The sequence below is a fragment of the Pseudomonas sp. AC463 genome (genome assembly GCF_979253585.1).
Map to the genome: position 1 here is coordinate 70,444 of NZ_CEEDDZ010000025.1, position 19,936 is coordinate 90,379.

A 19,936-nucleotide genomic window follows, 5' to 3' on the forward strand; every position below is an offset into this window, starting at 1 on the left:
CCCATATTTGAAAAAGCGCCAGATTAATCATCTGGCGCTTTTTTTTTGCATCCGAAAAATGCCCGGCGTCGTATCTATTGTCAGGGATGGCCTCGGACGGGCCTGATCCTCAGCGGTTTTCAGGCGTTAACGTCGAGGGCAGTGACATGTTGGCACGACAACAGGGTGAGTGTTGGGGAGTGGCCGGGGACGAGGCGCAATTGCTGGGGCGCCTCCTGCAGGGGGAGCAGGCGGCGTACTGCGATCTGGTCAGTCGTTATCAGGGTGCGATGCGTGCGGTGGCGTCGGCGATTGCCGGGCATCGGCATGTCGATGATGTGGTGCAGGAGGCGTGGCTGGCGATCGTCAGGGGATTGGGCGGTTTTCAGGGGCGGTCGAGCCTGAAGACCTGGGTGCTGACCATTACAGCCAACAAGGCAAAATGCCGTTACGGCCAGAGCCGGCGTGAAGTGGTGCTTGATGACGGTATGGGTGGCGAGCGCTTTGGTGCGGATAACGGCCGGTGGCTATCAGGCCCGTCGGGCTGGCATGAAGATACGCCGGAAGCGTTGGTCGCCGAGGAAGAGCTGAGGCTCTGTATCGAGCAGGTCTTGCAGGATTTGTCGGTGTTACAGAGCAGTGCGCTGGTCTTGCGTGAGCGAGTAGGGCTTGAGTTGGAAGACATTGCCGAGTTGTTGGGTGTGAGTCTTTCCAATGCCCGAGTGCTGTTGCACCGCGCGCGCCTGAGGGTGTTTGCGGCCATCGAACGATACAACGCGTGCGGTAGTTATTGACGCCAAGAAAAAACAAGCATTCTCAATGCCTTGGCGTTAGAATCGTTGCCGGTTTTGAACGTGTGGAACCGATCCTTGGCTATATGCGGGTCGGTCCAGCTATTTAATAGCGAATAACGGCGCAGTACCTGAAAAAGGACTGCGCCGTTTTTGTTCAAGGGTTTCGAGTTTTCAGGGTGGGGCGTTTCATCGTATTTGTGTTTCTCGATGCTGCTGCCATGCCCGCCGGTCTTGTTCGCAAGGCGGGTAGCCACGGGCGTGCTTCCACGCCCTTCTATATATAGAAGGGTTGGTGCAGAGCCTTGGCGTGATGAACTGTATTTGCTAACGGGATAGGGTGCATGCGTGCACTTGAACCTATAAATGGCCTGCTGTTTTTTTACCCGTTTCCAGTAGGGTGACTTCTTGAGTTTGACCCTCTAGAATGCATGCCCTTGATTCTGGGGTCGGAAACGGCCGGCTAACGTCTGTGCAACGAGGAATATTCATGCAAGTTTCTGTTGAAAATACTACTGCTCTCGAGCGCCGCCTGAGCATCACCGTGCCGGCAGAGCGTATCGAGACTGCGGTCAACAAGCGTCTGCAGCAGACCGCCCAAAAAGCCAAGATCGCTGGTTTCCGTCCGGGCAAAGTGCCAATGAGCGAAATCAAGCGCCGTTTTGGTGCTGATGCGCGTCAGGAGGCTGTAGGTGACGTGATCCAGGCTTCCTTCTACGAAGCCGTTGTCGAGCAGAAGCTGAACCCGGCTGGCTCGCCTTCGATCGAGCCCAAGTCCCTGGAAGCTGGCAAGGACCTGGAATACGTTGCCGTATTCGAAGTGTTCCCGGAGTTCACCGTTGCCGGTTTCGAAGGTATCGAAATCGAGCGCCTGAGCGCCGAAGTGGCTGATGCCGACCTGGACAACATGCTGGAAATCCTGCGCAAGCAGAACACTCGTTTTGAAGTGGCCGATCGTGCTGCCCAGAACGAAGACCAGCTGAACATCGATTTCGTTGGCAAGGTTGACGGCGAAGTATTCGCTGGCGGCTCCGCCAAGGGTACTCAGCTGGTGCTGGGTTCCAACCGCATGATCCCGGGCTTCGAAGATGGCCTGGTTGGCGCCAAAGCCGGTGAAGAACGCGTTCTGAGCCTGACTTTCCCGGCTGACTACCAGAACCTGGACCTGGCTGGCAAAGCCGCCGAGTTCACCGTGACCGTCAACAGCGTTTCCGAGCCTAAGCTGCCAGAGCTGAACGAAGAGTTCTTCGCTCAATTCGGCATCAAGGAAACCGGCATCGAAGGCTTCCGCACCGAAGTTCGCAAGAACATGGAGCGCGAGCTGCGCCAGGCCATCAAGTCCAAGGTAAAAAACCAGGTTATGGACGGTCTGCTGGCCTCCAACCCGATCGAAGTGCCTAAGGCCCTGCTGTCCAACGAAGTGGATCGCCTGCGCGTACAAGCTGTTCAGCAGTTCGGTGGCAACATCAAGCCTGACCAACTGCCGGCCGAGCTGTTCGAAGAGCAAGCCAAGCGCCGCGTCGTGCTGGGCCTGATCGTGGCTGAAGTGGTCAAGCAGTTCGACCTCAAGCCTGACGAAGACCGCGTTCGCGAAATGATCCAGGAAATGGCTTCGGCCTACCAGGAGCCTGAGCAGGTCGTAGCTTGGTACTACAAGAACGACCAGCAGCTGAACGAAGTACGTTCGGTTGTGCTGGAAGAACAAGTTGTGGATACTGTTCTGCAGAAGGCTAAGGTGACCGATAAAGCGGTCTCTTACGAAGAAGCAGTCAAACCGGCGGAAGCAGCACAAGCCGACTGATTGTCCAACTCGTTGGAAATTCAACCATAAGCCAGCCTCGCGCTGGCTTATGCGTTTTCAAGACATGACTATTTGGGAGTAACTGCAGAGCATGTTCCGTAATTCCTATATTCAGCAGAACTCTGATATCCAGGCCGCAGGCGGCCTGGTCCCGATGGTTGTCGAGCAGTCCGCTCGTGGCGAACGCGCCTACGACATCTACTCGCGCCTGCTCAAGGAGCGAGTGATCTTTCTGGTGGGCCCGGTAGAGGACTACATGGCCAACCTGATCTGTGCGCAGCTGCTGTTCCTTGAAGCGGAAAACCCGGACAAGGACATCCATCTCTACATCAACTCCCCAGGCGGTTCGGTAACGGCGGGCATGTCGATCTACGACACCATGCAGTTCATCAAGCCGAACGTATCGACCACCTGCATTGGCCAGGCGTGCAGCATGGGTGCGTTCCTGCTGACCGCCGGTGCCGAAGGCAAGCGTTATTGCCTGCCTAACTCGCGCGTAATGATTCACCAGCCGCTGGGCGGTTTCCAGGGCCAGGCCTCGGACATCGAAATCCATGCCAAGGAAATCCTGTTTATTCGCGAACGCCTCAATACGTTGATGGCCAAGCACAGCGGGCACACCCTGGAAGAAATCGAGCGCGATACCAATCGCGACAACTTCATGAGTGCCGAAGCCGCGCGTGAATACGGGCTGATCGACGCCGTGATCGACAAGCGCCCCGCTTAATATAAGCCGCTCAAAATAGGGCTGGTCGGCATGTCCGACCACTGGCGGGCTTGAAAAAGCCCGCATAAGCCTTCATCTTGTGTTGCAAGCCTATCGGATTTGGATCGAACGAATGACTGACACCCGCAACGGCGAGGACAACGGCAAGCTGCTCTATTGCTCCTTCTGTGGCAAAAGCCAGCATGAAGTACGCAAATTGATTGCCGGCCCCTCGGTCTTTATCTGCGACGAGTGCGTCGACCTGTGCAATGACATCATCCGTGAGGAGGTGCAGGAAGCCCAGGCCGAGAGCAGCGCGCATAAATTGCCTTCGCCTAAAGAAATCAGCGGCATCCTTGACCAGTACGTCATCGGTCAAGAGCGTGCAAAGAAGGTTCTGGCCGTAGCGGTGTACAACCACTACAAGCGCTTGAACCAGCGTGACAAGAAAGGCGACGAAGTCGAACTCGGCAAGAGCAACATCTTGCTGATCGGTCCTACAGGCTCGGGTAAAACCCTGCTTGCAGAAACCCTCGCTCGCCTGCTGAACGTTCCCTTCACCATCGCCGACGCAACCACCCTTACCGAGGCTGGCTACGTGGGTGAAGACGTCGAGAACATCATTCAGAAACTGCTGCAGAAGTGCGACTACGACGTAGAGAAGGCCCAGATGGGTATTGTCTATATCGACGAAATCGACAAGATCTCGCGCAAGTCCGACAACCCGTCGATCACCCGGGATGTTTCCGGTGAAGGCGTGCAGCAGGCCCTGTTGAAACTGATCGAAGGCACGGTTGCTTCCGTACCGCCACAAGGCGGCCGCAAGCACCCGCAGCAGGAATTCCTGCAGGTTGATACACGCAACATCCTGTTTATCTGTGGTGGTGCGTTCTCCGGCCTGGAAAAGGTTATTCAGCAGCGTTCCACCCGTGGCGGTATCGGCTTCGGTGCGGAAGTGCGCAGTAAGGAAGAAGGCAAGAAGGTGGGCGAGTCCCTGCGTGAAGTCGAGCCTGACGATTTGGTCAAGTTCGGTCTGATCCCGGAATTCGTAGGCCGTCTGCCGGTCCTGGCGACGTTGGACGAGTTGGATGAGGCAGCACTGATCCAGATCCTCACCGAGCCGAAAAACGCCCTGACCAAGCAATACGCGAAGCTGTTCGAAATGGAAGGCGTGGACCTCGAGTTCCGTACCGACGCACTCAAGTCAGTGGCCAAGCGGGCACTGGAGCGCAAGACCGGTGCACGTGGCCTGCGTTCGATTCTCGAAGGCGTGTTGCTCGACACCATGTACGAAATCCCCTCGCAGTCCGAGGTGAGTAAAGTGGTGATCGACGAAAGCGTTATAGAAGGTAAGTCCAAGCCACTGTATATCTACGAAAACAGTGAGCCGGCTGCCAAGGCTGCGCCAGACGCGTAAGCGTTTCGCAGTTTCGGTACAAACAAGGGGCCTCTAGGGGCCCCTTTGTTTTTCATGAAGATTTTTTACTACGTGTAACTGCGGGCATTGAGCTTGTTTTTTTTACACGTAGCCCCCATCTTGGTTTCAAGCTTACTTTTCAATTGTCATAGAGGCGAAATCATGAAGACAACCATCGAATTGCCTCTCCTGCCGTTGCGTGATGTCGTCGTCTATCCGCACATGGTTATCCCGCTGTTCGTGGGGCGCGAGAAGTCTATCGAAGCCCTCGAGGCCGCGATGACGGGCGACAAGCAAATCCTGCTGTTGGCCCAGAAGAATCCTGCTGATGATGATCCAGGCGAAGAAGCCCTGTATCGCGTCGGTACCATTGCTACCGTCCTGCAACTGCTCAAGCTGCCCGATGGTACCGTCAAGGTGCTGGTGGAAGGCGAGCAGCGCGGCGCGGTTGAGCGCTTCATGGAAGTGGACGGCCACCTGCGCGCCGAAGTGGCGCTGATCGACGAAGTCGAAGCCCCTGAGCGCGAGTCCGAAGTGTTCGTACGCAGCCTGCTCTCGCAGTTCGAGCAGTATGTGCAGTTGGGCAAGAAAGTCCCGGCTGAAGTCCTGTCTTCGCTTAACAGCATCGATGAGCCAAGCCGCCTGGTCGACACTATGGCTGCGCACATGGCGCTGAAAATCGAGCAGAAGCAAGACATCCTCGAGATCATCGACCTGTCCACCCGTGTTGAACACGTGTTGGCGTTGCTGGATGCCGAGATTGACCTGCTGCAGGTTGAAAAGCGCATCCGTGGTCGCGTGAAGAAACAAATGGAGCGTAGCCAGCGCGAGTACTACCTGAATGAGCAGATGAAGGCCATTCAGAAGGAACTTGGCGACAGCGAGGAAGGCCACAACGAAATCGAAGAGCTGAAAAAGCGCATCGATGCCGCCGGCCTGCCGAAAGACGCCCTGACCAAAGCCAATGCCGAGCTGAACAAGCTCAAGCAAATGTCACCGATGTCGGCCGAAGCCACTGTGGTGCGTTCCTACATCGACTGGCTGGTGCAGGTGCCGTGGAAGGCTCAGACCAAGGTGCGCCTGGACCTGGCCCGCGCCGAAGATATTCTCGATGCCGACCACTACGGCCTTGAAGAAGTCAAAGAACGCATCCTCGAATACCTCGCCGTACAAAAGCGCGTGAAGAAGATTCGTGGCCCGGTGTTGTGCCTGGTCGGGCCGCCTGGCGTGGGTAAAACCTCGCTGGCGGAGTCGATTGCCAATGCCACCAACCGTAAATTCGTGCGCATGGCCCTCGGCGGCGTGCGTGATGAGGCGGAAATTCGTGGTCATCGCCGTACTTACATCGGTTCGATGCCAGGAAGATTGATTCAAAAGATGACAAAGGTGGGTGTGCGCAACCCGCTGTTCCTGCTCGATGAAATCGACAAGATGGGCAGCGACATGCGTGGCGATCCGGCATCGGCCTTGCTCGAAGTGCTCGACCCCGAGCAGAACCACAATTTCAACGACCATTACCTGGAGGTCGACTACGACCTGTCCGACGTAATGTTCCTGTGCACCTCCAACTCCATGAACATTCCCCCAGCCTTGCTGGACCGGATGGAGGTGATTCGTCTGCCGGGTTACACCGAAGACGAGAAGATCAACATCGCCGTCAAATACCTTGCGCCCAAGCAGATTTCAGCCAACGGCCTGAAAAAAGGCGAGATCGAATTCGAGGTCGAGGCGATCCGCGACATCGTCCGTTACTACACCCGCGAGGCCGGTGTACGGGGCCTGGAGCGCCAGATTGCGAAGATCTGCCGCAAGGCGGTCAAGGAACATGCGCTGGAAAAACGCTTCTCCGTGAAGGTGGTGGCCGACTCCCTGGAACACTTCCTTGGGGTGAAAAAATTCCGCTACGGTCTGGCCGAGCAGCAGGATCAGGTAGGGCAGGTGACTGGCCTGGCCTGGACCCAGGTGGGCGGCGAATTGCTGACCATCGAGGCCGCCGTGATCCCTGGCAAAGGCCAACTTATCAAAACGGGTTCGCTGGGTGATGTGATGGTTGAGTCCATCACTGCCGCGCAGACCGTGGTGCGCAGCCGCGCCAAGAGCCTGGGGATCCCCCTGGACTTCCACGAGAAGCACGACACCCACATCCACATGCCGGAAGGGGCGACCCCCAAAGACGGCCCTAGCGCCGGCGTAGGCATGTGCACGGCCCTGGTATCGGCACTGACCGGCATTCCGGTGCGCGCCGATGTGGCCATGACCGGGGAAATCACCCTGCGTGGCCAGGTATTGGCCATCGGTGGTTTGAAAGAGAAATTGCTGGCTGCACACCGGGGTGGCATCAAGACTGTGATCATTCCTGAAGAGAATGTTCGCGACTTGAAGGAAATTCCTGACAACATCAAGCAGGATCTGCAGATTAAACCGGTTAAATGGATTGACGAGGTCCTGCAAATTGCGCTGCAATACGCGCCGGAGCCCTTGCCGGATGTGGCTCCGGAGATAGTTGCAAAGGATGAAAAACGAGAGTCTGATTCCAAGGAAAGAATTAGCACGCATTAATGCGAATAAGCCTGGGGGCTTCCTTGACAGCTTTTTAGAGCCCTTGTTATAAAGCGGCTCTTAAGTGTCTGTAGGCCATTCAGCACTGGTTTTTGCTTTCACCAAAAAACTTAGAATCATACTCAATAGATATATAAGGGGACTTAGAGTGAACAAGTCGGAACTGATTGATGCTATCGCTGCATCCGCTGATATCCCGAAAGCTGCTGCTGGCCGTGCGCTGGATGCAGTAATCGAATCCGTCACTGGCGCTCTGAAGGCCGGCGACTCCGTGGTACTGGTAGGCTTCGGTACTTTCTCTGTGACTGACCGCCCAGCTCGCACTGGCCGTAACCCACAGACTGGCAAAGCACTGCAAATCGCTGCTGCCAAGAAACCAGGTTTCAAAGCCGGTAAAGCCCTGAAAGAAGCCGTCAACTAAGCTTCGGTCAAGCCTTACCTACCCAGGCCAGACCTAGGTCTGGCCTGGCAGCGGAGCGGCAGTTGACCCACGTATCCATTGGGTCGCCACGCCGGGGGTATGAATTCAAACCCCCGACCGCTCCGCCAGTTACGAGAAGGCGCATCCTCGGATGCGCCTTTCTTCTATCCGGACTCTACCCACGCTCCACGGTTGCCAATTTTTGAAGTTCAACCGTTTCTGGGGGACGCATGCTGCAAAATATCAGGGACAATTCACAAGGCTGGATTGCCAAGACCATTATCGGGATCATCGTCGCATTGATGGCGTTCACCGGTATCGAAGCCATTTTCCAGGCTTCGGGTAATAGTAAGCAGGACGTGGCCAAGGTCAACGGTGAAGAAATCACCCAGACCGAACTGAGCCAGGCCGTCGACATGCAACGTCGCCAGCTGATGCAACAGCTGGGCAAGGATTTCGATGCTTCTCTGCTGGACGAGAAACTGCTGCGCGACGCGGCCCTCAAGGGTCTGATCGATCGCAAGCTGCTGCTGCAAGGCGCGGCTGATTCCAAGTTCGGCTTCTCTGAAGCAGCTCTGGACCAGGTGATCCTGCAGACGCCGGAATTCCAGGTGGACGGCAAGTTCAACGCCGAACGCTTTGACCAGGTGATCCGTCAGCTGGGCTACAGCCGCATGCAATTCCGTCAGATGATGACTCAGGAAATGCTGATCGGCCAGGTTCGCGCAGGCATCGCCGGCAGCGGTTTTGTCACCGACGCCGAGGTGCTGGCATTCGCCCGCCTGGAAAAACAGACCCGCGATTTTGCCACCGTCAACATCAAGGCCAACCCGGCGGCGGTGAAACTCACCGACGACGAGGTCAAGGCCTACTACGACCAGCACGCCAAAGAGTTCATGACCCCGGACCAAGTGGTCATCGACTACCTGGAGCTGAAAAAGTCGTCGTTCTTCGACCAGGTCACCGTCAAGGATGAAGACCTGCAGGCTGCTTATCAGAAAGAAACCGCCAACCTCGCTGAACAGCGTCGTGCCGCGCACATCCTGATTGAAGTCAACGACAAGACCACCGACGCGCAAGCCAAGGCCAAGGTCGAAGAAATCCAGGCACGCCTGGCCAAGGGTGAGAAGTTCGAGGCCCTGGCCAAGGAGTTCTCCCAGGATCCGGGTTCGGCCAACAATGGCGGCGACCTCGGTTTTGCGGGCCCTGGCGTCTACGATCCGGACTTCGAGACGGCCCTGTACGCGTTGAAACAGGACCAGGTTTCGGCACCGGTGCGCAGCACCTTCGGTTGGCACTTGATCAAGCTGTTGGGCGTTGAAGCACCGCAAGTGCCGACGTTTGCCAGCCTGAAAGACAAGCTGACCCGTGAGCTCAAGACCCAGCAGGTCGAGCAGCGTTTTGTCGAAGCGACCAAGCAATTGGAAGACGCGGCATTCGAAGCCTCCGACCTGGCCCAGCCAGCGTCCGACCTGAAGCTGACCGTCCACACCTCCGCGCCGTTTGGTCGTGAAGGTGGCGAAGGTGTCGCGGCCAACCGTGCCGTGGTCACCGCTGCGTTCACGCCGGAAGTGCTGGATGAAGGTGCCAACAGCAGCGCCATCGAACTGGACCCGGAAACCATCATCGTGCTGCGTGCCAAAGAGCACCGCAAACCTGCGCAACTGCCGCTGGAAAGCGTTGCTGCGCCGATCCGTGCACAGATGGCCAAGGAACGCGCCAGCGCGGCTGCCAAGACTCATGCTGACGAGTTGATCGCCAGCCTGCGTGATGGCAAGACCCCGCTGAACCAGCCGGTTGACGGCCAAGCCTGGAAAGTCACCGAAGCGGCTACCCGTAGCGCCGAAGCGATCGACCCGGCCGTGCTGCAAGCCCTGTTCCGCATGCCCAAGCCTGCGGCCAAGGACAAGCCGACCTTCACCACCGTGACCCTGGCGGATGGTAGCCTGGTGATCGTGCGCTTGAACGGCGTCAATGAAGCCGCTGCCCCTACGGACGAAGAAAAGGCGCAGTACCGCCGCTTCCTCGCTTCTCGTGTCGGCCAGCAGGACTTCGCGGCGTACCGCAAGCAGTTGGAAGCCAAGGCTGATATCAAGAAGTTCTGATGTCGGTTTGAATAAAAAGCCCCCGGCCTGAAAAGTCCGGGGGCTTTTTTATGTGCGCTAGACTGGGCGCCGTGTATCCCCGACCCAGGAGTTTGAAACGTGTTGATTCAAGGAATGGAAGGCTTGGTGATTCGTCGCGCCAGTGTGGCCGACGCGCCGGCCGTGCTGCAGGTATTTGACGAGGTGATCGCCTGGTTCGTCGCCACGGGCAATCACGGTCAATGGGGCACTGAGCCATGGTCGGCCATACCCCGGCGGGTTGCTCAAGCAGAACAAGCGTGTGCGATGCCAGATGCGTGGGTGGTCGAGGATTGCGAAGGGCGTCTCCACGCCGCGCTCGTATTGGGTGACTCGGTGGCCTATGTGCCTGCCGCAACCGAGCCGGAGGTGTATGTACGCTGGTTGATCGTCGGCCGCGATGCGCGTGTTCGCGGTCTTGGCCGGTGCCTGCTGGCCTTTGCCGAAGACCGCGCACGTGCGGCTGGGGTTAGCCGCCTGCGCGTGGATTGCTACGCAGGCGGCACGGGCGAGCTGGTCAGCTTTTACGAGTCCTGTGGCTATGCGCGCATCTCAACCTTCGACCTGGAGGGCTGGCCCGGCCAGTTGCTGGGGCGAAGCCTTTGATGCGCCGGCGATGGCCATTAGCATCAGCAGAATAACCGCCCAGGGAAAGGCGGCGACGCCCCAGCCCTGAAGCAGCACACCGCCTGCCAGCCCGCCGCCGGCAATGCCCAGGTTCCACACGGTCACCAGCATTGACTGCGCGGCGTCAGCCGAGTCTCCTGCCGACTTGGCCAACGCTGTCTGCAGCAGAGCGGGCAAGCCACCGAACGCCAGCCCCCATAGGGCGACGGCGCCATAGATGATCACCGGCGACGCCATCCACAACGCCAGTGCCAAGGCCACCAGGCCAAACAGCGAGCAACTGAGCAACACCAACAGGCGCAACCATCGGTCAATCAACAGGCCTGCCAGCCAGATGCTCACCAGCGCGGCCAGGCCAAATACCAGCAGCACCCGGTCGATGTCCGCAGCGATCCCGGCGGGCACCAGCAGCGGGGCGATATAGGTGTACAGAATGTTGTGGGCCAGCACGTAGGTAAACGTCACCCACAGCACCGGACGAATCCCGGGCAACCGCAGGACCTCGCGCAGGCCCAGGCGTTTTTGCGCGGGTTGGCCGGCAAAGTCCGGGAGCTGCCAGCGAGCACAGACCAGCAACACCAGGGTCAGCCCGGTCATGATCGCAAAACTCAAGCGCCAGCCCACCAGCGTGCCTAGCAATGTGCCAGCCGGTACGCCCAGGGATAGCGCCAGCGGCGCGCCGAGCATGGCGATGGCGATTGCGCGGCCTTGCAGGTGCGGGGCGACCATGCGGCTGGCATACCCCGCCAGCAGCGCCCAGAGCAACCCGGCGAAAACCCCGGCAAAAAAGCGCGCCACCAGCGTCAGCCCATAGTGGCTGGAAAGTGCGGTCACGCTGTTGACCAGCGCAAAGCCGCCAATGGCCAACAGCAGTAGTGGCCGTCGGCGCCAGCCACGGGTCAGCAGGGTGAGGGGGATGGCCGCCAGCAGCGACCCCAAGGCGTAAAGGGTGACCAATTGGCCGACCAGTGCTGGCGACACGCCCAGGCCTTCGCCCATCTGCGGCAGTAGCCCGGCGGGCATGGCTTCGGTGAGGATGGTGATAAAACCGGCGCACGCCAGTGCCAGTAAGCCACCCAGCGGCAGCCTATCCGGGGGCAGTGCAGGGTTGTTGCTCATGATGTCTATCCATGCAAAGGGCAAGGATGCAGGGTAGGGGGCTGTTGCTCGCGGAAAAACAGGCTAAGGTTCCGAACTTATCGGACGCGGGTGTCCGTAATGGGCGAGGATGGAATCATGGACAGCTTGGGCAGCCTTTCGGTTTTTGTGCAGGTGGCGGAGACGCGCAGTTTCACCGCAGCCGGCCGCGTACTGGGCGTTTCCTCTTCGGCGGTGGGCAAAAGCATTGCACGCATGGAGGAGCGCCTGGGCGTGCGGCTATTTCATCGCAGCACCCGCAGCATCACCTTGACCAGCGAAGGCGCGCTGTTCCTTGAGCGTTCGCGGCGCATTTTGGCCGAGGTTGAGGCGGCGGAGCGTGAGCTGACCGAGGCCGGCGCCACGCCCCGGGGCAAGTTGCGCATCAGCGTGCCGCAAGTGCGTGGCTTGTTGATGCCAGTGCTCAGCGACTTTATGCGTGCCTACCCGGACATTGAGCTGGATGTGGACTTTTCCGACCGCATGGTGGACGTGATCGAGGAAGGTTTCGATGCGGTGATTCGCACCGGCAAGCCGGAAGATTCGCGCTTGATGGCGCGCCACCTGGGGCATTATCAACTGGTGCTGGTGGGTACGCCTGCCTACTTTGAGCTGCACGGTACGCCGCAACAGCCCCAGGACCTGAGTGACCACGCGTGCCTGCGCCACAAATTCTGCGCCACCGGCAAGCTGGAACCCTGGCCGTTGCGCCTTGCCCCCGGCCTTGTCGAACCCAGCTTGCGCACCCCGTTGGTCAGCACCACCATCGAGTCGCTCAACCATGTGGTGCACGAAGGGTTGGGCATTGCTTGTCTGCCGGACTACATGGTCAACAAAGCGGTGGCAGAAGGCCGCCTGCAACGGGTACTGGATGCCCACCTGGAACACCGCGGCAGTTTCTGGATGCTGTGGCCAGCAAGTCGCCATGCTTCGGCCAAATTGCGCGTGTTTATCGATCATATGTACGCCGGTCTTTTTCCTACAGGTGCCGCCCCGTAAGCCTGTGACGTTTTACCGACAGGAATGCGCGCGCCAAGCCCCCGTTCTGTTGCACAATACCGCCCGGACCGTTTTCCTCAGGATTTTCAATGTCGACATCATTTCACTTGCGTAGCCTCGGGCTGGCGCTGGTGCTGGCGGGCGCCGCGGGCTGCTCGTCACCCAAGACCGCTATTTATGAACATGAGAATTTCGACGACTCCGGTACGTTTTCCCGGGACTACCCGGTCACTGATGTTGCGGCGTGCGAAGCCGCGCGTCGTGCCTTGCTGAGTCAGGGCTACATCATCACCAGCAACGATCCGAAACTGGTAGTGGGTAACAAGAGCTTCCAGCAGACCGGCGAAACGCACCTGCAGATCAGCTTCAACGTGGTGTGCGCCGATGACGGCAAAGGCAATAACCATTCGACGATGTTTGCCAACGCGCTGCAGGATCGCTATGCGCTGAAGAAGGTCAACAATTCCGCGAGCCTTGGGGTTGGGGTGTTGGGTTCGGTGTCGATGCCGATCGGCTCCACTGACGATTCGATGGTCAAGGTCGCCAGCGAGACGGTGTCCGCGCCGAAGTTCTATGACCGTTACTTTGCTCTGGTGGACGTGTTCCTGCCCCAGGAAGTGAAGAAGGCTGCGCATATTCCCGAGCAGCCCAAGGCCGACCTGGGGGTGCCGGAGCCCAAGGCTGCGCCGGTGGCCGAGAAGGTCGAGGCGCCGAAGGAAGAGCCGGCTGCTTCTGCGCCGGTGACACCGCCTGCCGAGCCTGCGCCGATTGCGCCACAGGAAGAACCGGCACCTGCGCCGGCTGCGTCGGATCTGCCACCGCCGACAGAGGCGATTCCACCTCTGCCGACGCCTGCGCAGTAACTCAGACCGGTCGACTTAATGACGATCCAGTGTGGGAGGGGGCTTGCTCCCTCCCACACCGACTGTATTCCAGGTCATCTTCGTGGGTAGCGATGCATGCAATTGACGCTTGCCTAGATGCCTGCGTGCTAAATCTTCCCGCCGCTGCTACGTTTAATCCTGAAGTGCAGGAACGTCATGGCGCAGACATTTTTTCGTCACAACGGCACTTTAGGTTGGTGATGCAGGTCATTAATCTGCAGCCGCTTTTAAGACAAGAAGGAGCCCGGCATGGACGATTACCAGGAAGAACTGCTCGAGTACCACGCGATTGAGCTGGACCCGCTGGAACCCGCAGACGATGCAACAGAGCTGTAGGACCGACTTCAGGCGGAATGCCGCTGACTGCGGCGAAATTCCCCTGGAGTCTGGTTGTTCCACCGCCTGAACGCCCGTTGAAACGCCTGGGCGGAGGCAAAACCGAGCAAGTAGGCGATCTCGCCGAATGCCAGTTCCGTATCGCGAATATAGGTCATGGCCAGGTCGCGGCGGGTGTCATTGAGAATCGCGCGAAACTGAGTGCCTTCTTCGGCCAGTTTGCGCCGCAGCGTCCAGGTCGGCAGCTTCAGGCGTGCCGCCACTTCTTCCAGGTCGGGTTCCCGGCCGCCATTGAGCATCGGCCCCAGCAACCGGGTAATGCGTTCGCGCAGGCTGCGGGTGCGGGTCAACTGCTCCAATTCCCGTTCACACAATTGCAGCAACAAGTGCCAGGTGCTCGGGCAATGCTGTGGGTTGCGCAGGGCCAGGGTGGCTTGGCTGAGGCGCAGTTGATTGGCCTCGGCACCGAAGTGAATGTCACCCAGCGCGTTGTACTGTTCGCTGTATTGCGGCGCTTCGAACTCGATGTCGATGCGCTGCGCCTGCACCGGTTGCTGGGCCAGGCTCGACAATTGATACAGCCAGCCGGCGATGATCGAATCCACCACAAAGCGGTTATAGGCGTTGTAGGGGCTGATGGAATAGAACCGCAGCCAGGCGCCTTCGGCGTCCTCGTCGAAGCTGGATTGCCCGCGATAGTTGGAGCCGTACAACGCTTCGAAGCGCGTAAGCGCACGTGCAGCCTCGCGCACGTTGGGCGCCTGGGCGGCGGTGACCCCGGCCAGCCCGGCCTGGCTCAGGCGGCTGAGCTGGCCCATACGCAGGCCCAGGCCGGGGTCGCCGGTAAGCTGGATGGCCGCATGGCCCAGGCGCATGTAGCGCGGGATCGACAACCGTGCACCAGCCTCGGCCAGGCGCGCCGGGTCGAGACCGTATTGCAGCAGCAGCGGTTGTGGGTCCAGGCCGTGGCTGTGGATGGCATCCGCCAGGGTGTGCACGAAGCCCACCGACAGATCCCCCAGGCGCACCGGCTTCACGGCGCTACAGCCAGATATTCAGCAAGCGCGCGCCACGCGCATCGCCGTCGGCGCTGACTTGCCCGTTACCGCTCAAGAAGCTCTGCCCGGAGGTGCCCAGGTCCCAGAACTGCCCGCGCAGGAATACGCTCATGCCGGCGCTGGCCTGGCTGATCGGCTGCTGGCTGATCAAGGTCAGCCGGCGCCAGGCTTCACCCTCGCTGAGTTCTTCGGGCTTGAGGCTGATCTCCTGCGGCGTGGACACGCTCTTGAAACCGCGCCACGGGCGGGTCCAGGTGTCGCGGCCGAGCACGAAGGCCGGCACCGCGACCAGTTGTGCGCCTTGCTCGTTGAGTTTGCGGTAGTTGTCCGGGTACCAGCTGTCACTGCCTACCAGGATGCCCAGGCGGCCGGCCGGGGTGTCGACCACACTGACCACGTTTTCATCGCCGGGCTGGATAAAGCCCCGCTCATCGTAGATCGGATAAAGCTGGCGCTGGGGCTCACCGATAGGCAAACCGTCCGCCGCGAACACCACACTGGCGTTATACAAAGGGCCATGGCCGACCTGCAGCTGGCCCTGGCTGACACTCGGGTTGGGCAGGGCGATGGAGCCGGCCACAAGGGTCACGCCAAATTCCTTGGCCAGGCCGCCGAACAGCACCTGATAGTCGCGCGCCATGCCGGTGGCTTTCATGCGCAGGTAGGCGTCGTCGCTGCGGTTGTCGCCGGTGGCGCTGATCCAGGCACGCGCGAACAGCAGCGGGTTGCTGAGCGAAAACCAGTGCATCGCCTCCTTGGCGTGCAGCGCCTGGTAGACCTCATTCTTTTCGCCGGTGAGCATCAGCCAGGTGCCGATATGCTCCGGCAACACCACGATGGTCTTGTCGTTGATAAGCCCCTGGTCGCGGGCCTTCTGCAGGTAGGCCGACAGTTTCAGGTGCAGGCGTTCCAGGCTCTGGTAGTCGGCGGGAAACAGCTCCGGCTGAATGCCCAGCAGGTTGCCGCGATCGGCAGGCAAACCTTCATTCACGGCGAGGGTGATGCGCAGGTCCGACAGGTAATGCGCCACGGGGCGCTCCTGGGTCCAGACCAGATACGCGGCGACGGCGGCAACCAGGGCCATGGTGACGGTGAACGCTAGAAGTTTACGCATGGGGCAACAGACAACAGACCGAGTGCTGGGTTCGCCGACTAGGGTAGGGCCCATGCGCCGGCTTGCCAAGGGGCGCTGTGCATTTGGATCAATAACTTGTGAGTTTCGGTCATTGAGCCGTCATCCATCGCCTCTTAGTCTGTGGGACATAAACCGATGGCAGGCCATTCGAGCCTGCCACGTCCCGTGATGATCCGTTGTGGAGCTGTACCATGACCGCTGCTGCCTACCCGCACCTGCTGGCCCCGTTGGACCTGGGTTTTACCACCTTGCGTAACCGTACCCTGATGGGCTCGATGCACACCGGCCTTGAAGAAAAGCCCGGCGGTTTCGAGCGCATGGCGGCTTATTTTGCCGAGCGCGCCCGTGGCGGTGTGGGCCTGATGGTCACCGGTGGCATTGGCCCGAATGACGAAGGCGGGGTGTACGCCGGCGCGGCCAAGCTGACCACCGACGCCGAAGCGCAGAAGCACAAGATCGTGACCCAGGCGGTGCACGACGCGGGCGGCAAGATCTGTATGCAGATCCTCCACGCCGGCCGTTATGCCTACAGCCCCAAGCAGGTGGCACCGAGCGCGATCCAGGCGCCGATCAACCCGTTCAAGCCCAAGGAGCTGGATGAAGAGGGTATCGAAAAGCAGATCCAGGATTTCGTCACCTGCTCGCTGCTGGCCCAGGTCGCCGAGTACGACGGCGTGGAAATCATGGGCTCCGAAGGCTACTTCATTAACCAGTTCCTGGCGGCCCACACCAACCATCGCACTGACCGTTGGGGTGGCAGCTACGAGAACCGCATGCGCCTGGCGGTGGAGATCGTGCGCCGGGTGCGCGAAGCCGTCGGCCCGAACTTCATCATTATTTTCCGCCTGTCGATGCTCGACCTGGTGGAAGGCGGCAGCACCTGGGAAGAAATCGTGCAGTTGGCCAAGGCCATCGAACAGGCTGGCGCGACGATCATCAACACCGGCATCGGCTGGCACGAAGCGCGTATCCCGACCATCGCCACCAAGGTGCCGCGTGGCGCGTTCAGCAAAGTCACCGCCAAGCTGCGTGGCGCGGTACAGATTCCGCTGATCACCACCAACCGCATCAACACCCCGGAGATTGCCGAGCAGATCCTCGCCGAAGGCGATGCGGACATGGTCTCGATGGCGCGACCGTTCCTCGCCGACCCGGAGTTCGTCAACAAGGCCGCCGCCGGCCGCGCAGATGAAATCAATACCTGCATCGGCTGCAACCAGGCCTGCCTGGACCACACCTTCGGCGGCAAGCTGACCACCTGCCTGGTCAACCCGCGTGCCTGCTACGAAACCGAACTGAATTACCTGCCGGTCAAGCAGATCAAGAAAATCGCCGTGGTCGGTGCCGGCCCGGCCGGCCTGGCTGCTGCGACCGTCGCCGCTGAGCGCGGGCATCAGGTCACGCTGTTCGATTCGGCCAGCGAAATCGGCGGCCAGTTCAACATCGCCAAGCGCGTGCCGGGCAAGGAAGAATTCTTCGAAACCCTGCGCTACTTCAAACGCAAGTTGCAGACCACCCACGTGGAGCTTTGCCTCAACACCCGCGTCGACGTCGCGCAACTGGCGGCCGGCGGCTACGACGAAATCATCCTCGCCACCGGCATTGCGCCGCGTACGCCGGCGATTCCGGGGGTGGAAAACGCCAAGGTACTGAGCTACCTGGACGTGATCCTCGAACGCAAGCCGGTGGGCAAGCGTGTGGCGGTGATCGGCGCCGGCGGTATTGGTTTTGACGTGTCGGAATTCCTCGTGCACCAGGGTGTGTCCACCAGCCTGGACCGCGAAGCGTTCTGGAAGGAGTGGGGCATCGACACGCAGCTGCAAGCCCGTGGCGGCGTGGCCGGTATCAAGCCGCAACCGCATGCGCCGGCCCGCGAAGTGTTCCTGTTGCAACGCAAGGCTTCCAAGGTCGGCGACGGCCTGGGCAAGACCACCGGCTGGATCCACCGCACCGGCTTGAAGAACAAGCAGGTGCAGATGCTCAACAGCGTCGAGTACTTGAAGATCGACGATGAAGGCCTGCATATCCGCATCGGCGCCGAGGGCGAGCCCCAGGTGCTGGCGGTGGACAACATCGTCATCTGCGCCGGCCAGGACCCGCTGCGCGAGCTGCAGGACGGGCTGGTCGCGGCGGGCCAGAGCGTGCACCTGATTGGCGGCGCCGACGTGGCGGCCGAACTGGATGCCAAGCGCGCCATCAATCAAGGCTCGCGTCTGGCGGCGGAGCTGTAAGCATGAAAGCGGGGCGGTGTTAGACTGCCGCCCCGTGTTTTATGCAGATCCCTTCCGATGGGCCCCTTCGACTGGCTTCCCCACGCACCCCTTGAACCTGTGCACCTGGACTGGCTGAACGGCGTCGAGTTGGCCGTGCTGCGCCTGGACCGCATCGACCCACTGATCAGCGGCAACAAGTGGTTCAAGCTCACCGAGCACCTGGCCCAGGCGCAACAGACCGGTGCCAGCGGCATCATCAGCCTGGGCGGCGCCCATTCCAACCATCTGCACGCGCTGGCGGCGGCGGGCAAGCGTTTTGGCTTTGCCACCGTGGGTCTGCTGCGTGGCCATCCGCAGGACACACCTACCGTCCTCGACCTCAAGACCTTTGGCATGCAGCTGCATTGGCTGGGTTATGGCGGCTATCGCGCGCGGCATGAAGCGGGTTTCTGGTTACCCTGGCGTGAGCAGTATCCTGAGTTGCACCCCGTGCCCGAGGGCGGCGGCGGGCTGGCGGGCGCATTGGGCTGTGGCGTGTTGGTCGAGCAGGCCCGCGCGCAGTTGAGTACGCTGGGTTGGGCCGATTACGACGCTTGGTGGCTCGCGGCGGGTACCGGCACCACGTTGGCAGGTTTGGCGCTGGCAGAGGCGGGCGCGCACCCGGTGTACGGCGCGATGGCGGTGCCGCACGACCATGGCGTGGCGCAGAACATCGCCGCTATCGCACCCGGCGGATATGAATTGCTCGACGCCAGCCGTGGCGGTTTCGCCAAGGTAGATTCACTGTTGCTCGACTTTATCGAAACCACGCAAAAGGCCTGCGGCCTGCCACTGGAGCCGCTCTACACCGCAAAAGCGCTGCTGGCATTAAAGCAGCAGATCGACGCCGGGCGCTTCCTCCCCGGCACACGCCTGATCTTCCTCCACACCGGCGGCTTACAGGGCCGCCGCGGTTTTACTGCCTGACACAAACCCCCTGTGGGAGGGGGCTTGCCCCCGATGGCGGTATATCAGTCGACAGATCATGTGGCTGACCCCTTCCCACCCGGCATCATGCGCATCGCGGTGTTATCGCGCATCACATAGTGATGAAAAATCCCCGCCAACGCATGCAGCCCGATCAGCCAGTAACCGATCTTGCCGAACAACACATGCCAGCCCTCAATCGCCTTCGCCAGCGCCTTGTCCTCGCCGATCAACGGCGGCAACTCCATGCCATAGAACATCACCGAATGCCCCTCGGCGCTGACGATCAGCCAGCCCGCAATCGGCATGCCGATCATCAACGCATACAGCGCAACGTGCATCAGCGTGGCCAGCAGGCTTTGCCACTGCGGCGGCGCCGGTACGATCTTCGGCGCCACCCCCAGGCTGCGCGCAAACAGACGCAGCCACACCAGCACAAAGACGGTGAGGCCGAACATAAAGTGCATTTCAACGATCAACGTTCGCGCACCGCTGCCTTTGGGGAACTGGCCGCGTAACTCAATGCAGGCGTAGACCACCGCCAGCAACACCACCATCAACCAGTGCAACGCAATCGACATGGTGCTGTAGCGCGTATCGGAGTTTTTCCACGGCATCGCTGGGTTCCTCACTGCTCATCAGGGCAAACCTCCGTTCTTGGTGACGGAGTGCTTTAACTGTATGCCGGTTTTGTCTGGATTGCCTGGCAAAACTCGTCGAAAAATCTCACCTGGTTACCAGATACGCACTACAGACCCTTCCTGAAAACCTCTGCAAAGTCCTT

At 60.1% G+C, this 19,936-nt stretch carries 17 protein-coding genes; 12 read left to right on the top strand and 5 right to left on the bottom strand.

Going from position 1 to position 19,936, the window contains the following annotated elements:
- Nucleotides 1–146 precede the first annotated feature (146 nt).
- Nucleotides 147–773, top strand: coding sequence for an RNA polymerase sigma factor (locus tag AC0IYH_RS25495; protein ID WP_241092295.1), 627 nt, complete (start codon nt 147–149; stop codon nt 771–773).
- Here the strand turns inward: AC0IYH_RS25495 and AC0IYH_RS25500 are convergent.
- On the bottom strand, nt 767–1,027 hold the full coding sequence (locus AC0IYH_RS25500) for a hypothetical protein (RefSeq protein WP_163821405.1): 261 nt from the start codon (nt 1,025–1,027) through the stop codon (nt 767–769). The genes AC0IYH_RS25495 and AC0IYH_RS25500 overlap by 7 nt on opposite strands.
- Nucleotides 1,028–1,260: 233 nt before the next feature.
- Here AC0IYH_RS25500 and tig point away from each other — a divergent pair, with 233 nt between their 5' ends.
- The 7 genes from tig to AC0IYH_RS25535 all read left to right on the top strand — a co-directional run bounded on the left by tig (nt 1,261) and on the right by AC0IYH_RS25535 (nt 10,403).
- Nucleotides 1,261–2,571 (top strand): trigger factor, encoded by a 1,311-nt coding sequence (gene tig / locus AC0IYH_RS25505; RefSeq protein ID WP_101271887.1) that lies wholly within the window; start codon nt 1,261–1,263, stop codon nt 2,569–2,571.
- Nucleotides 2,572–2,662: 91 nt separating this feature from the next.
- A complete protein-coding gene (gene clpP / locus AC0IYH_RS25510; protein WP_116626622.1) occupies nt 2,663–3,298 on the top strand; it encodes an ATP-dependent Clp endopeptidase proteolytic subunit ClpP in 636 nt (211 codons plus the stop codon).
- Between the two features lie 112 nt (nt 3,299–3,410).
- Complete coding sequence (gene clpX, locus AC0IYH_RS25515) at nt 3,411–4,694, top strand: ATP-dependent Clp protease ATP-binding subunit ClpX (protein WP_017136464.1); 1,284 nt, start codon at nt 3,411–3,413, stop codon at nt 4,692–4,694.
- 162 nt (nt 4,695–4,856) lie between these two features.
- Nucleotides 4,857–7,253 carry an endopeptidase La gene (gene lon, locus AC0IYH_RS25520; RefSeq protein WP_122773151.1) on the top strand — a complete coding sequence of 799 codons (2,397 nt, stop codon included), beginning with the start codon at nt 4,857–4,859 and terminating at the stop codon, nt 7,251–7,253.
- A gap of 133 nt (nt 7,254–7,386) precedes the next feature.
- Nucleotides 7,387–7,674: an HU family DNA-binding protein gene (locus AC0IYH_RS25525; RefSeq protein ID WP_221034285.1), complete on the top strand. Its 288-nt coding sequence runs from the start codon at nt 7,387–7,389 to the stop codon at nt 7,672–7,674.
- 230 nt (nt 7,675–7,904) lie between these two features.
- Complete coding sequence (locus tag AC0IYH_RS25530; protein ID WP_116626624.1) at nt 7,905–9,779, top strand: SurA N-terminal domain-containing protein; 1,875 nt, start codon at nt 7,905–7,907, stop codon at nt 9,777–9,779.
- 99 nt (nt 9,780–9,878) lie between these two features.
- The gene (locus AC0IYH_RS25535) at nt 9,879–10,403 is read left to right on the top strand and encodes a GNAT family N-acetyltransferase (protein ID WP_471836820.1); all 525 of its coding nucleotides are present in this window, start codon (nt 9,879–9,881) and stop codon (nt 10,401–10,403) included.
- Here the strand turns inward: AC0IYH_RS25535 and AC0IYH_RS25540 are convergent.
- Complete coding sequence (locus AC0IYH_RS25540) at nt 10,350–11,543, bottom strand: MFS transporter (RefSeq protein WP_471836822.1); 1,194 nt, start codon at nt 11,541–11,543, stop codon at nt 10,350–10,352. The genes AC0IYH_RS25535 and AC0IYH_RS25540 overlap by 54 nt on opposite strands.
- Before the next feature lie 117 nt (nt 11,544–11,660).
- Here AC0IYH_RS25540 and AC0IYH_RS25545 point away from each other — a divergent pair, with 117 nt between their 5' ends.
- Nucleotides 11,661–12,560, top strand: coding sequence for a LysR family transcriptional regulator (locus AC0IYH_RS25545; protein WP_471836824.1), 900 nt, complete (start codon nt 11,661–11,663; stop codon nt 12,558–12,560).
- Nucleotides 12,561–12,649: 89 nt separating this feature from the next.
- Complete coding sequence (locus AC0IYH_RS25550) at nt 12,650–13,423, top strand: DUF2242 domain-containing protein (RefSeq protein WP_122773148.1); 774 nt, start codon at nt 12,650–12,652, stop codon at nt 13,421–13,423.
- 365 nt (nt 13,424–13,788) lie between these two features.
- Here AC0IYH_RS25550 and AC0IYH_RS25555 read toward each other — a convergent pair whose 3' ends face one another.
- Together AC0IYH_RS25555 and AC0IYH_RS25560 are read right to left on the bottom strand one after the other, a co-directional pair.
- Nucleotides 13,789–14,817 carry an AraC family transcriptional regulator gene (locus AC0IYH_RS25555; RefSeq protein ID WP_116626629.1) on the bottom strand — a complete coding sequence of 343 codons (1,029 nt, stop codon included), beginning with the start codon at nt 14,815–14,817 and terminating at the stop codon, nt 13,789–13,791.
- A gap of 4 nt (nt 14,818–14,821) precedes the next feature.
- Complete coding sequence (locus AC0IYH_RS25560) at nt 14,822–15,952, bottom strand: carbon-nitrogen hydrolase family protein (RefSeq protein ID WP_116626630.1); 1,131 nt, start codon at nt 15,950–15,952, stop codon at nt 14,822–14,824.
- Nucleotides 15,953–16,164: 212 nt separating this feature from the next.
- On the opposite strand from AC0IYH_RS25560, the gene AC0IYH_RS25565 reads away from it, so the two are divergent.
- The gene (locus AC0IYH_RS25565; protein WP_471836826.1) at nt 16,165–18,204 is read left to right on the top strand and encodes an oxidoreductase; all 2,040 of its coding nucleotides are present in this window, start codon (nt 16,165–16,167) and stop codon (nt 18,202–18,204) included.
- Nucleotides 18,205–18,261: 57 nt separating this feature from the next.
- The gene (locus AC0IYH_RS25570; RefSeq protein WP_471836828.1) at nt 18,262–19,152 is read left to right on the top strand and encodes a 1-aminocyclopropane-1-carboxylate deaminase/D-cysteine desulfhydrase; all 891 of its coding nucleotides are present in this window, start codon (nt 18,262–18,264) and stop codon (nt 19,150–19,152) included.
- Nucleotides 19,153–19,208: 56 nt separating this feature from the next.
- Here the strand turns inward: AC0IYH_RS25570 and AC0IYH_RS25575 are convergent, their stop codons facing one another.
- On the bottom strand, nt 19,209–19,769 hold the full coding sequence (locus AC0IYH_RS25575; protein ID WP_471836830.1) for a cytochrome b: 561 nt from the start codon (nt 19,767–19,769) through the stop codon (nt 19,209–19,211).
- Nucleotides 19,770–19,936 lie beyond the last annotated feature (167 nt).

Coding starts and splice junctions, on each gene's coding strand:
- AC0IYH_RS25560 (WP_116626630.1), bottom strand. CDS start 15,952: ATGCGTAAACTTCTAGCGTTCACCGTCACCATGGCCCTGGTTGCCGCC.
- AC0IYH_RS25550 (WP_122773148.1), top strand. CDS start 12,650: ATGTCGACATCATTTCACTTGCGTAGCCTCGGGCTGGCGCTGGTGCTG.
- clpX (WP_017136464.1), top strand. CDS start 3,411: ATGACTGACACCCGCAACGGCGAGGACAACGGCAAGCTGCTCTATTGC.
- AC0IYH_RS25495 (WP_241092295.1), top strand. CDS start 147: ATGTTGGCACGACAACAGGGTGAGTGTTGGGGAGTGGCCGGGGACGAG.
- AC0IYH_RS25565 (WP_471836826.1), top strand. CDS start 16,165: ATGACCGCTGCTGCCTACCCGCACCTGCTGGCCCCGTTGGACCTGGGT.
- AC0IYH_RS25545 (WP_471836824.1), top strand. CDS start 11,661: ATGGACAGCTTGGGCAGCCTTTCGGTTTTTGTGCAGGTGGCGGAGACG.
- clpP (WP_116626622.1), top strand. CDS start 2,663: ATGTTCCGTAATTCCTATATTCAGCAGAACTCTGATATCCAGGCCGCA.
- AC0IYH_RS25540 (WP_471836822.1), bottom strand. CDS start 11,543: ATGAGCAACAACCCTGCACTGCCCCCGGATAGGCTGCCGCTGGGTGGC.
- AC0IYH_RS25570 (WP_471836828.1), top strand. CDS start 18,262: ATGGGCCCCTTCGACTGGCTTCCCCACGCACCCCTTGAACCTGTGCAC.
- tig (WP_101271887.1), top strand. CDS start 1,261: ATGCAAGTTTCTGTTGAAAATACTACTGCTCTCGAGCGCCGCCTGAGC.
- AC0IYH_RS25530 (WP_116626624.1), top strand. CDS start 7,905: ATGCTGCAAAATATCAGGGACAATTCACAAGGCTGGATTGCCAAGACC.
- lon (WP_122773151.1), top strand. CDS start 4,857: ATGAAGACAACCATCGAATTGCCTCTCCTGCCGTTGCGTGATGTCGTC.
- AC0IYH_RS25575 (WP_471836830.1), bottom strand. CDS start 19,769: ATGCCGTGGAAAAACTCCGATACGCGCTACAGCACCATGTCGATTGCG.